Annotated in this window: 11 protein-coding genes; all 11 read right to left on the bottom strand. The window is 74.4% G+C overall.

From position 1 onward, the window contains the following. The gene (locus ACFXGN_RS06135) at window positions 1–870 is read right to left on the bottom strand and encodes an alpha/beta hydrolase (RefSeq protein ID WP_384854061.1); all 870 of its coding nucleotides are present in this window, start codon (window positions 868–870) and stop codon (window positions 1–3) included. Window positions 871–1,215: 345 nt separating this feature from the next. Continuing rightward, the gene (kynU, locus tag ACFXGN_RS06130; RefSeq protein WP_384854058.1) at window positions 1,216–2,418 is read right to left on the bottom strand and encodes a kynureninase; all 1,203 of its coding nucleotides are present in this window, start codon (window positions 2,416–2,418) and stop codon (window positions 1,216–1,218) included. Then, complete coding sequence (locus ACFXGN_RS06125) at window positions 2,411–3,259, bottom strand: tryptophan 2,3-dioxygenase family protein (RefSeq protein ID WP_384854055.1); 849 nt, start codon at window positions 3,257–3,259, stop codon at window positions 2,411–2,413. Before ACFXGN_RS06125 ends, kynU begins: the two co-directional genes overlap by 8 nt. A 125-nt stretch (window positions 3,260–3,384) precedes the next feature. Continuing rightward, the gene (locus ACFXGN_RS06120; RefSeq protein ID WP_384854052.1) at window positions 3,385–4,305 is read right to left on the bottom strand and encodes a DUF3152 domain-containing protein; all 921 of its coding nucleotides are present in this window, start codon (window positions 4,303–4,305) and stop codon (window positions 3,385–3,387) included. Window positions 4,306–4,520: 215 nt separating this feature from the next. Beyond that, window positions 4,521–4,934 (bottom strand): DUF3151 domain-containing protein, encoded by a 414-nt coding sequence (locus ACFXGN_RS06115; protein ID WP_366441955.1) that lies wholly within the window; start codon window positions 4,932–4,934, stop codon window positions 4,521–4,523. A 504-nt stretch (window positions 4,935–5,438) separates the two neighbouring features. Further along, window positions 5,439–6,896, bottom strand: a complete 1,458-nt coding sequence (locus tag ACFXGN_RS06110; RefSeq protein ID WP_384854050.1) for an MFS transporter — start codon at window positions 6,894–6,896, stop codon at window positions 5,439–5,441. A 142-nt stretch (window positions 6,897–7,038) separates the two neighbouring features. Beyond that, window positions 7,039–8,199, bottom strand: coding sequence for a MalY/PatB family protein (locus tag ACFXGN_RS06105; protein WP_384854048.1), 1,161 nt, complete (start codon window positions 8,197–8,199; stop codon window positions 7,039–7,041). 79 nt (window positions 8,200–8,278) lie between these two features. Then, on the bottom strand, window positions 8,279–9,301 hold the full coding sequence (fbaA, locus tag ACFXGN_RS06100) for a class II fructose-bisphosphate aldolase (protein ID WP_366441952.1): 1,023 nt from the start codon (window positions 9,299–9,301) through the stop codon (window positions 8,279–8,281). A gap of 223 nt (window positions 9,302–9,524) precedes the next feature. Then, the gene (gene pyrE, locus ACFXGN_RS06095) at window positions 9,525–10,064 is read right to left on the bottom strand and encodes an orotate phosphoribosyltransferase (RefSeq protein WP_366441951.1); all 540 of its coding nucleotides are present in this window, start codon (window positions 10,062–10,064) and stop codon (window positions 9,525–9,527) included. A gap of 23 nt (window positions 10,065–10,087) precedes the next feature. Beyond that, a complete protein-coding gene (locus tag ACFXGN_RS06090) occupies window positions 10,088–10,873 on the bottom strand; it encodes an aldose 1-epimerase (RefSeq protein ID WP_384854543.1) in 786 nt (261 codons plus the stop codon). Between the two features lie 61 nt (window positions 10,874–10,934). Further along, the gene (locus ACFXGN_RS06085) at window positions 10,935–12,200 is read right to left on the bottom strand and encodes an SRPBCC family protein (protein WP_384854045.1); all 1,266 of its coding nucleotides are present in this window, start codon (window positions 12,198–12,200) and stop codon (window positions 10,935–10,937) included. Window positions 12,201–12,216: the final 16 nt, after the last annotated feature.

Raw genomic sequence — 12,216 nt, 5'->3', positions numbered from 1 at the left:
TCACCAGGCGAGCTGGGCGATCTCCTCCGCGACCACCGCGCAGGCGTCGGCCGCCGGGTCGATCAGCGGGAAGTGCCCGACGCCCTCCAGGAGCGTCAGGCCGACCGCCTCCCCGGCCGCCGCGGCGGCGTCGGCGTACGCGTCGGCGACGGCGGGGGGCACCTCCAGGTCCTCGCGGCCCTGGACGACGATGGTCGCGATCCCGGTCGGCAGCAGCAGCGAGGGATCGACGGAGGCCGCCCGGTCCCCGGCCGCGTCCGGTCCCCCGAGCAGTTCGGTGACCGCCCCGCCGCACACCCCCAGCTCGACGGCGCGGCCGAAGTGGGCGATCGGGGCGAGCGCGACGACCCCGCGCAGCGGCGGCGGGCCGGACAGCCGCCACGGCGATCCGGCGGGCAGCACGTGCCGGGCGGCGGCCCACAGGGCGAGCTGGCCGCCCGCCGAGTGGCCGGTGAGCACGGTCCGCCCGGTGTCGGCCTGCGGCAGGTGCGCGGCGGCGAGTTCCGGTACGGCGTCGAGCGCGGCGGCCACGTCGTCGAAGGTCTCCGGCCAGCGTCCGGCGACCGGGGCGGCACCGCCCTGCCGGGGGAGGCCGCCGCCGCGCCGGTACTCGACGCTGGCGACGGCGAAGCCCCGCCGGGCCAGGAAGTCCACGAACGGCGTCAGGTGCGCCCGGTCGTACGGCGCCCGCCAGGCGCCCCCGTGCAGGGCGACCACGAGCGGGGCGCGGGTCGCGCCGTCCCGGGGCGCGTAGAAGTCGATCACCTGGTCCGGGTGGTCGCCGTAGGCCGCGGAGGCGTCCGGGGCGACGGCCGGGTGCGAGAAGGCGGACGCCTCTTCGGCGGCACCGCGCGCGGCGGGGTCCGACATGCTGTTCCAACCTCTCCGGTACGGGGCCGACTTGGCCTGACCTGCGGGGACGGTACCAGCACCGGAAGCCCTGGCGGATCAGTCGATCATCGGACGGTACGTACGGCCGGGAGGGTCGAGGGCCACGGCGGCGCCCACCGGGTGGCGCGACGGCGCCGGACCCGGGGGCGGCGCCGACCGCAGGGGGCGCGGAGCCGCCCGCCCGTGGCGCGGAGCCGCCAGACGCGGCACCGCGCCGCCGGGCCGGAGCGCGGCGCCGACCTGCCGGGGCCCGGCGCCGACCTGCCGGGGTGCGGCGCCGCCGGACGGTCGCGCCGTACCCCGGGCGGGATTCCCCGGCCGGGCTCAGGCGGGGCGGTCCGCCAGGACCTCCGCGAGGGTCCGCGCCGCCCGCTCCGCGTCCGCGAAACCGACGTACAGCGGGGTGAAGCCGAACCGCAGCACGTCCGGGCGGCGCAGGTCGCCGACGACACCGCGCCGGATCAGCTCCGCCATGACGGCGGGCGCGTCCGGGCAGCCGAGCGCGATCTGACTGCCCCGCTCCCCGTGGGCCCCGGGCGTCACCGGGACGACCCGGCCCACCGGCGCGTACGCCCGCACGCACTCCAGGAAGAAGTCCGTCAGGGCGAGGGACTTGACCCGCACGTCCTCGACCGCGACCCCGTCCCAGACGTCGAGCGCCGACTCCAGGGCCAGCAGCGACAGGATGTCCGGCGTGCCCACCCGGCCCCGCACGGCACCGGCCGCCGCCTCGTACCCGGGGGTCATGGCGAACGGATCGGCGTGCGAGTTCCAGCCCGGCAGCGGCGAGTCGAAGGCCGTCTGGTGCCGCTCGGCGACGTACAGGTAGGCGGGCGCGCCCGGCCCGCCGTTCAGATACTTGTACGTGCAGCCGACCGCCAGATCGACCCCGTGGGTGTCCAGGCCGACCGGCAGGGCGCCCGCGCTGTGGCACAGGTCCCACACCGCGAGCGCGCCCGCCGCGTGCAGCGCCGCCGTGACGCCCGGCAGGTCGTGGAGCCGCCCGGAGCGGTAGTCGACGTGGTTGACGAGCGCGGCGGCGGTCCGGGGACCGGCCGCGCCCGCCATCGCGGCGGGCTCGACGGGCACGATCCGGTGCCCCGTCATCCGCGCGGCCGACTCCGCGATGTACCCGTCCGTGGGAAAGGTCGTCGCGTCGACGAGGATCTCGTCGCGCCCCGCACCGGCGAGCCGGACGGCGGCGACGACCGCCTTGAAGACGTTCACGCTGGTCGAGTCGCCGACCACGATCTGCCCGGCGGCGGCGCCCACGATCGGCGCGATCCGGTCGCCGACCCGCTCCGGCGCGGTCCACCAGCCCGACTCGTCCCAGGAGCGGATGCGCAGCTCGCCCCACTCACGGGTGAGGACGTCGGCCATCCGCTCCGGGACATGGACGGGCAGCGCGCCCAGCGAGTTGCCGTCCAGGTAGACGGTCCCCTCGTCGAGGGCGAACTTCTTCCGGTGCCCGGCGAGCGGGTCGGCGGCGTCGAGCTCCAGGGCCCGGCCCCTCAGCGCCTCAGACATGGCTGCGCGCCGTCCACAGCTCGGGGAACACGTTCTTCTGGGCCCGCTTCTCCAGCCAGGCCACGCCCGCCGAACCGCCGGTGCCGGTCTTCGAGCCCATCGCGCGCCGGGTCGCCACCAGATGGTCGTTGCGCCAGCGCCAGACCAGTTCGGCGACGTCGCTCAGGGCCTCGCCGAGCCCGATCAGCTCCGCGTTCCCCTCCGGGTCCGCGTAGATCCCGGCCCAGACCGCCTCGACCCCGGCCGAGGGCTCGTACCGCCGCGCGAGGTCGCGGGAGAGCACCTCGGGCGGTACGGGCAGACCGCGCCGGGCGAGCAGGCCGAGGGCCTCGTCGTACAGGCTCGGCTCGTGCAGCGCCTTCTCCAGCTCGGCGTGGACGCGGGGCGCGCCCCGGTGCGGGACGAGCATGGACGCCGACTTCTCGCCGAGGAGGAACTCCATCCGCCGGTACATCGCGGACTGGAACCCGGAGCCCTCGCCGAGCGCGCCCCGGTAGGAGTTGAACTGGGCCGGGGTGAGCTGGGCGAGGGGCCGCCAGGAGTGGTTGAGGGCCTCCAGCTCGCGCACCGAGCGCTTGAGGGCGTCCCTCGCGTCGGGGACCCGGTCCTCGCGCAGGGCGCGGCCCGCGGTCTCCCACTCGTGGACGATCACCGTGAACCACAGTTCCATGACCTGGGTGGTGACCAGGAAGACCATCTCGCCGGGGTCGTCCGAGCGGAGGTGCTGGAGGTGGGTGAGGACGTCCGCCTGGACGTAGTCCTCGTACGGCGTGGTACCCGCGAAGTCGAGGTTCGGGTCATCGGCGACCGAACCGGCTCCGGCATCGGGGAAGGTGGACATTTCTGTCTCCTCGATACGTATTACCGGGTAGCGGTCCGCTCCACCGCGCCCGCGCTCTCACGCTGCGGCACGGGAGCCCCGGTCCCCTCGGGACGGATGCCTCGTCGCACGGCGTCCCAAGCGCATCATGACACGATCGGGCCCGTGATGTAGCTCCCGTCTTCGGCGTACGGAAACGCGTTCGAATGGCAGCCGTTCAGGCCCTTGATCTGCTGCATCATCGCGGGCGCGGGCCTGCCCGGACCCGGGCAGCCGAGGTGCTGCCGGATGCCTATCTCGTGTCCGACCTCGTGGTTGATGATCAGGTGCCGGTATGCGGCGGGCGCCCCCGCGAAGGTCGGCGAGCCCAGCATCCAGCGCTTCAGGTTGACCACCACCCCGTCGGTGGTCTCGCAGTTCAGCTCGCCCCGGGTGTCCAGGCCCTGCTCGCGGCAGAGCGCGTCCGCGGTGTCCGGGGTGGCGATCCTGATGACGAAGTCGGCGTTCTCCGAGACGAGCTGGAACCGGCCCCTGCCGTGCGCCGCCCAGCCGCGCGGATGGGCCAGGACGCGCTGGATCTCGGCGGCGGTCTCCGTCGCCGACAGCGCGACGCCCTCCTCGACCTGCACCCGGTAGCGGCGGAGCGTCCCGCCGTGGCCGACGGGCGGGCCGGACGCCCGCGCGGTGAGGAACCTGCCGGTGCCGGACCGCGGGACGGCCACCCGTTCCTGGCCGTTCTCCGCCTTCTCTGCCTTCTCCGCCTTCTTCGACGAGGTCGGCTTGGGCTTCGGTTTCGGTTTCGGCTCGGGTTTCGGCTTCGGCTTCGCCGTGGTGGGCCGGGGGGTGGGGGCCGGGGCGGGGGTCGCCGTCGTCGCTCCCGGTGCGGGGGCGGCGGTGTCCTTCGCCGGGCCGTCGTAGTGGACGAGGGCGGCGCCCGCGCCGAGCGCCACGGTGATCAGGGCCAGGGCCGGCAGGACGAGCCGGGGCGCGGGACCGCGTCCGTTCCCGCTTCCGCGCCGGGTCCCCGTTCGTCGCCGTCGTCCTGCGGGTACCACGCGCTTGCCCACGGCAGACTTCTCCCCTGCGTCGGCCGGCAGTGGGGGAGAGGAAAGGGGCCTCGGTACCGGCTGGTTCGGTCCTGCGGTCCCGGGGATCGTACCGGCCGTATCGAACATGTCTCGAACGGGCCGAGGTGGCGTGTCCTGATCTCCCCCTGTCCTCCGGGACAGGGGGAGATCGGGTCAGGACGGGCGGGACGGAGGGTGCCGGGCCGGACGCGGACTCAGCCGAGCGTCTCCGCGGCGGTCTCCGAGGAGTCCCGCAGGAAGGTCGAGCAGCGCTCGTACTCGTCCTTCTCGCCGATGTCCCCGGCCGCTCGGGCGAGGGCGTGCAGGGCGCGCAGGAAGCCTCGGTTCGGCTCGTGCTCCCACGGCACCGGGCCGTGGCCCTTCCAGCCGCTGCGGCGGAGCGCGTCGAGGCCCCGGTGGTAGCCGGTGCGGGCGTAGGCGTACGACTCGACGACCGAGCCGCGCTCGTACGCGTCGTCCGCGAGCCGGGCCCAGGCGAGCGAGGACGTCGGGTACTTCGCGGCGACGTCCGCCGGGGCCGTACCGTTCGCGAGCAGCTCGCGCGGCCCCGGGTCGTCGGGCAGGTGGGTGGGGGCCGGTCCCCCCAGAAGGTTCTCGTGGATGGCCATGGGCCCAGTCTGCCCCAGACCCCCGCCCACCCGGACCCGGACGTCCCCCGAGGGCTCCGCCCACCCGGCGGATCGGACCGGCGACGGCCCCACGGACACGGACCACGAGGGCCGGAGCCGGGACCCACGGGACCGGAGCGGGACCGGGAAGCGGGACCCGAGTGGGACCGGAGCGGGGCCTCAGCCGGGCCGTGAGGACTGGGCGGGCAGGCAGGGCGGCAAGGCCGGGCGGACCGGGCAAGGCAAGGCAGGCGGGCAGGCGTGCGGGCAGGACAGGGCAAGTCCGGGCAGGACAGGCGGGCCGGGCCAGGCAGGCAGGCAGGGCAAGTCCGGGCCGGGCAGGCGGACAGGGCAGGACAGGCGGGCAGGCGGGCAAGGCCGGGCAAGGACCGCCTCTGCGCCGGGACGCGGGCCCTCCTGGGCCCCAGGGCCTGCCTTCCCCACCCCGGGGAGGGGACCTGGCCTCCCCACCCCCGTGGAGGCCCGGAGGGGTCTGCGGGGGCCTCAGGCCGGGGCGTCCCGCTCGCCCGGGTCGAGGGGCGGGGACGTCACCCCGCAGTGGACCTTGCAGTCGGGGTGGCAGTCCGCCCGCGCGGGGCGGGTCCGCAGGGTCGTCCAGGCCAGCACCGCGCCCACCACCAGGACGCCCGCGCACATCGGCATCGCCCGCCGGAACGTCGACCCGAACTCCTCCGCCGAGCGGTACGCCTCCGGCCCCATCCCGGCCAGCAGCGGCAGCGCGGCCACCGCGAGCAGTCCCGCCGCCCGCGCCGCCGCGTTGTTGATGCCGCTCGCGAGCCCCGCCCGGGACACGTCCACCGAGGCCAGGACGGTCGCGGTCAGCGGCGCCACCAGCGCGGTCATCCCGAGCCCGAGCACCAGCAGCGCGGGCAGCACGTCCCGTACGTACGAGGCGTGCTCACCGACCCGCAGCATCAGCAGCATCCCCGCCGCGCACAGCAGCGGCCCGACCGTGAGCGGGACGCGGGGCCCGATCCGCTCCCCCAGCTCCCCCGCCCGCGCGGAGAACAGCAGCATCAGGACGGTCGTCGGCAGCAGGGCCGTACCGGCTCCGAGCGCCGAATAGCCCGAGACCACCTGGAGCTGGAGCGCGGCCAGGAAGAAGAACCCGCCGAACGCCGCGTACACGCACAGCGTCACCAGGTTCACCGCCGTGAACGTCCGGGACGCGAAGATCGACGGCGGCACCATCGCCGCCTCGCCGCGCCGCCGCTCCACCGCCACGAACCCGGCCCCGGCCAGCACCCCGGCGGCCCCCGCCCACCAGGTGGCGCCGATCAGCGCGTACGTCACGAGGGCGAGCGCCATCGCGCCGAGGAACGCGCCGAGCACGTCGAACCGGCCGTGCGCGACCCTGTCCCGCGACTCCGGCACGTGCCGCAGCGCCACCGGGACGCACACGGCGGCGAGCGGCACGTTCAGCAGGAACACCCAGCGCCAGCCCGGCCCGTCCACCAGCCAGCCGCCCACGAACGGCCCGATCGCCGCCCCCACGCCGCCGAAGCCGGACCACAGGCCGACCGCCCTGGCCCGGTCGTCCTCGTGGAAGCTCGCCTGGATCAGCGCGAGCGAGCCGGGGGTGAGCAGCGCGCCGCCGATGCCCTGGAGGGCGCGGGCACCGATGAGGATCCCGGCGTTCGGGGCGAGCCCGCACAGCAGCGACGCCAGCGCGAACCACACCACGCCGATCACGAAGACCCGCCGCCGTCCGAAGCGGTCCCCGAGCGAGCCGCCGAGCAGGATCAGCCCGGCCAGGGTGAGCATGTAGGCGTTGACCGTCCACTGGAGGACGGCGAGGTCGGCGCCGAGGTCGTCCCCGATGTGCGGCAGGGCCACGTTGACGACGGTGGAGTCGAGCAGGGCCATCCCGGAGCCGAGGACGGTGGTGAAGACGATCCACCGCCCCTTCGCCGAGGCCATCCGCACATCCCGCTCACCCATGCCTGCATGGTCCCGCGAAGCACCCGCGTTCGCCCATCGGCGCGACACCGCCGGCGCGACCCGGCCGGTTGCCGGGCGGAGCCCCGTGGGGCGCCCGGCGGTCCCGACGCCCCGGCGGCCCACCCGCCCGGCCGCAGGGCCGTCAGCCCGTCCGCAGCCGGTTCGCCGCGCGGATCAGCGCCTCCGTGCCCCGCTCGGCCTTCTCACGGGGGCAGCCCACGTTCAGCCGGACGAAGCCCGGTGTGCCGTAGACCCCGCCCGGCATGATCGCGACCTTCTCCACGGCCACCAGCTCCTCCTGGAGCCGGGCCTCCTCGATGCCGAGCGGGCGCAGGTCGATCCAGGCCAGGTATCCGGCCTGCGGCGGCTCCCAGACCACCCCGGGAAGCCCCTCGGCCAGGCTCTTGCGGAGCCCGTCCATCGTGCCCGCCACATAGCCGCGCAGGGCGTCCAGCCAGGGCACGCCGTGCCGGTAGGCGGCGATGTGCGCGGTCAGCGAGAGCACCGCGGGCGAGGCGAGGCCCTGTCCGGTCTCCATCCGCCGGACGAACTCCGTGCGCTCGTCGGGGTCGCCGAGGATCCCGTACGAGCCCGAGAGCGCGGGGAAGTTGAACGCCTTGGTGCCCGAGGTGAGCAGCGCCCAGCGGCGGCCCCTGCCGGGCTCGGCGATCCGGGCCCAGGGGACGTGCCGGTGGCCCTCGGTGGTCAGGTCCGCGTGGATCTCGTCGCTGACGACGGCGACGCCGTGCCGTTCGGCCAGCCGGGCGAATCCGGTGAGTTCCTCCTCCGTCCACACCCGTCCGGTCGGGTTGTGCGGGGAGCAGAGCAGCAGCATCCGGCTGTCGGGGCGGGCCAGTTCGCGTTCCAGGGCCTCCTCGTCACCGAGCGGGACGCCCCGCAGCTCCCGTCCGAGCCCGGTGACGGCCTTGCGGAAGCCGTCGTAGGTGGGTCTGTGCACGACCACGCCCTGGCCGGGCTCCGTCCACATCTGGAGCAGCTGGGAGAGCTGGTTGAGCACGGACGGCGCGTACACCAGGGACTCGGTGTCGATCACGGTGTCGAACCGGTTCGCGTACCAGTCGCGTATCGCCTCCCGGAACTCCCCGAGCCGCCAGTCCGTGTAACCGAAGACCCCGTGGTCGACCCGCTCGCGCAGGGCGGCGAGCACCTCCGGCGGGGAGGCGAAGTCCATGTCGGAGATGGTGAAGGGGAGCAGGTCGGGGACGCCGAAGCGGTCCGCGATCCCGTCCCACTGGACCGACCAGGTGCCGCGCCGGTCCACTATTCGGTCGAAGTCGTACATACGGGCCCTCCCTGTCGACGCACGAAGGGCCCGGCACCTCGGGGAGGTACCGGGCCCTTCGCTCAAGGCTCTTACTTCATCACTTCATCTTGGTGCCGGTCGAGCGGAGCGCGCCGCACGCCTCGGTCACCCGGGCGGCCATGCCCGCCTCGGCCAGCTTGCCCCAGGTGCGCGGGTCGTAGGTCGACTTGACGCCGACCTCGCCGTCGACCTTCAGCACGCCGTCGTAGTTCTTGAACATGTGGTTGACCACCGGACGCGTGAAGGCGTACTGGGTGTCGGTGTCCAGGTTCATCTTCACGACGCCGTTCTCCAGCGCGGTGGCGATCTCCTCGGCCGTGGAGCCCGAGCCGCCGTGGAAGACGAAGTCGAACGGGGACGCCTTGCCGTACTTCTCGCCGACACCGGCCTGGAGGTCCTTGAGGAGCTCGGGGCGGAGCACGACGTTGCCCGGCTTGTAGACGCCGTGGACGTTGCCGAAGGACGCGGCCAGCAGGTAGCGGCCCTTCTCGCCCAGGCCGAGGGCCTCGGCGGTGCGCAGCGCGTCGTCGACGGTGGTGTACAGCTCGTCGTTGATCTCGTGGCTGACGCCGTCCTCCTCGCCGCCGGTCGGGGTGATCTCGACCTCCAGGATGATCCTGGCGGCGGCGGCCTTCGCGAGCAGCTCCTGGCCGATGGCCAGGTTGTCCGCGAGGGTCTCGGCGGAGCCGTCCCACATGTGGGACTGGAACAGGGGGTTCTCGCCACGGGCGACGCGCGCGGCGGAGACCTCGATCAGCGGACGGACGTACGTGTCCAGCTTGTCCTTGGGGCAGTGGTCGGTGTGCAGCGCGACCGTGATGTCGTACTTCGCGGCGACGATGTGCGCGAACTCGGCCAGGGCTACGGCGCCCGTGACCATGTCCTTGCTGTACTGACCGCCCAGGAACTCGGCTCCACCGGTCGAGATCTGGATGATGCCGTCGCTCTCGGCCTCCGCGAAGCCGCGCAGAGCAGCGTGCAGGGTCTGGGACGAGGTCACGTTGATGGCCGGGTAGGCGAACTTGCCTGCCTTCGCCCGGTCGAGCATCTCGTTGTAGACCTCGGGGGTTGCGATGGGCATTCGTCCGCTCCTTGTGATGTGCGGGGTGTGTGCTACTGCTGTCCCTGACCTGGGGGCGACGTCATCGTCACCCCCATCTTTCCAGACTCTTGTACGGGGTCCCACGGGCACGGCACACCGAAGGGTGGGGTGTTTCACGTGAAACACCCCACCCTTGGACAAAAATGCAGGTCAGGGCCGTTCTGTACGGGGGCCCGGGACCTAAGTCACGAGTTCTCGGCGGTTAGCCCAGTCCGAGGTCGCCCAGCTGGTAACCCGTGAGGTACGTGAGGCCCGCGCCCGAGATGGCCCCGGCGGCGCCCCGGTCCACGATCGTCGCCACCGCCACGACCTCGCCCCCGGCCTCACGGACCGCCTCGACGGCGGTCAGCGGCGAACCACCGGTGGTCGAGGTGTCCTCGACCACCAGGCAGCGGCGCCCCTTGACGTCGGTCCCCTCGATCCGGCGCTGCATCCCGTGGGCCTTCTGCGCCTTGCGGACGACGAAGGCGTCGAGGCGCTGTCCGCGCGCGGCGGAGGCGTGCAGCATCGAGGTGGCGACCGGGTCGGCGCCCAGGGTGAGACCGCCGACGCAGTCGAAGTCCAGACCGGCGGTGAGGTCGAGCATGACCTGACCCACCATCGGCGCGGCCTCGCCGTCCAGCGTGATCCGGCGCAGGTCGATGTAGTAGTCGGCTTCCAGACCCGAGGAGAGGGTCACCTTGCCGTGCACCACGGCCTTGTCCTTGATCTGCTGGAGCAGCTCAGCGCGTACGTCAGTCATGCCCCGAGCTTAGAGGGCGCTGTTCAGGGGCGGCGCCAGCGCCAGGTGCTGCCGACCTCCAGCGGGTCGATCGGGGTGACCAGACGCGGGTGGGTGTTGAGGCCGTTCGGGGGGCCGGACTGCGGCTCGACGCAGACGGCCTCCTCGGGCTCGTCGTAGACGACGGCCCAGGGGGCGCGGCTGGTGATCCTCAGTTCCAGTTCGTCCGGCCAGGTGAGGGTGGCGTCGACGCCGTCGGGCATCCCGAAGCAGTCGTCCCAGGGGCCGGGGCGGGGGTCGATCCGGCGCCCGGTGGGGAGGTGGTCCTCGCCGCGCTCCTCCTGCCAGGCGGGGGCGAAGTCGAGGCGCACGTCCTGGCCGCCCTGCCCGAGGTTGCGCAGGAACCAGGGGTGCCAGCCGGCCTGGGCCGGGAAGGAGTCCTCGTAGGTCTCGATCCCGAAGGTGAGGGTGAGGGAGTCCTCGGCCAGCTCGAAGATCTGGGTGACCCGGCCCCGGTACGGCCAGGGGTCGCCGAGTTCACAGGTGAGGACGGCTTCGTCCGCTGAGCTCCGTACGGTCTTCCAGGGCAGGTGGCGGACGGTGCCGTGGATGGCGTGCGGGGCCGCGTCGACCGGCAGCTGATGGACGGTCGCCCCGTTGCGGAAGCGCCCGTTCTCGGTCCGCCCGCACCAGGGTGCCATCGGGAAGCTGCCGAACCGCTCGCCCTGGCGCAGCACTTCGGTGCCGCCGATGCGCAGGCTCTCGATCCGGCCGCCGTGCCCGGGGTTGATGGTCAGCTCGGCGTCGCCCGCCGTCAGTCGCGTCTGCATACTCACGCGACGACCCTAATCGTGCCGGGCACCGGGCGGGGCCACTCGCCGTGGGCGCCGTTCAGCGGCGTCGGCGCAGGGCCCGGCCGACGACGACGGCGGAGGCCAGGGCGAGGACGGCGGCGGGTGCGATCCAGCGCAGGGTGGCCCCGGCGCTGTTCGCCTCCGGCGCGGGCACGGGGGCGTACCGGCCGCGCGGCGGGGCGTGGTCGACCTCCTCGGCGCTCCGTCCGATCATCGTGCGGCGGGCGTGGGCCGCCTCGGCGGCGGGCTGCGGGGCGGGGAGGTCCAGCGGCGCCCCGCCGAAGTCCTCGCCGAGGAGGGGGTCGAGGGAGGAGGGCGGGACGGACACGTCGAAGACGGAGTCCTGTCCGGACTCCTCGGCACCGTCGTCGACGATGTCGGCCTCGCCGCCGCCGTCGACGATGTCCGCCTCGCCGCCGTCGCGACCGAAGCCCTCGCCGCGGCCGAAGCCTTCGCCGGTGCCGCCATCGAAGCCCTCGTCGTCGGTGCCCTCGCCTCCGGGAGCCTCGCCGTCGTCGCCCGGGCCCTCGCCGTCGGTCGCCGCGCCGTCCGAGCCGTCGGCCCCGGCGCGCCCGCGACCCGCGTCCCGGCGATCGGCGCCCGCACGGTCGGCGCGGTCGGACCTGGCGCCCTCGCGGTCGGCGCCCTCGTGGCCGACGCCCTCGCGGTCCCCGCCGTCACGACCGGCGGCCCCGCGACCTTCCGCACCGGCGGACTCGCCGCCGTCGCGGGCCCGGCCCCCTCGGGCGGCCTCCCCGTCGGCGGCGGACGGACGACCGGCGTCGCCGGACCCGGCGGCGGGATCGCCCGCGCCCCCGGTCTCCGCGAGTGCTCCCGGTTCCAGGGGCGTCCCCGCCGTTCCCGCCGTCGCGGCGGATCCCGCCAGGTCCGTGACCGCTCGCACGAACCGGTCGAGCAGCCGGGCGCCCGCCGTGGACCGGGTCTCCGCCGCCGCGTCGGCGAGGCGTCCGGTCGCCGTCAGCGCCCCGGTGAAGCTCAGCCCGGTGCCCTCGGCCGCCGGGGTGAGGACGACGGTGAGCGAGAGTTCCGCGGAGCCCTTGCCCCGGACCTCGGTGCCCCGGCCCTCGTAGGTGATGGCGCCGTCGCGTTCGACGATCCGCAGGACGCCCCGGTAGGTGATGGTGTTGCCGCCGACCCGCACCTTGAGACGGCCCGTGAGGGGGCCCGCCGCCGCGTCGGCGTCCCTCTGGAGACCGGGGACGCAGCGCACCACCCGGTCCGGGTCGGTGAGCGTCGCGCGCAGGACCTCGGCCGGGACCGGAACGAACACCTCATGCTCCATGGGAGCCGAGCCTACT

This window comes from Streptomyces sp. NPDC059247 (genome assembly GCF_042754005.1).
Lineage (GTDB): Bacteria > Actinomycetota > Actinomycetes > Streptomycetales > Streptomycetaceae > Streptomyces.
This window is presented reverse-complemented; position numbering and strand designations above follow the sequence as displayed.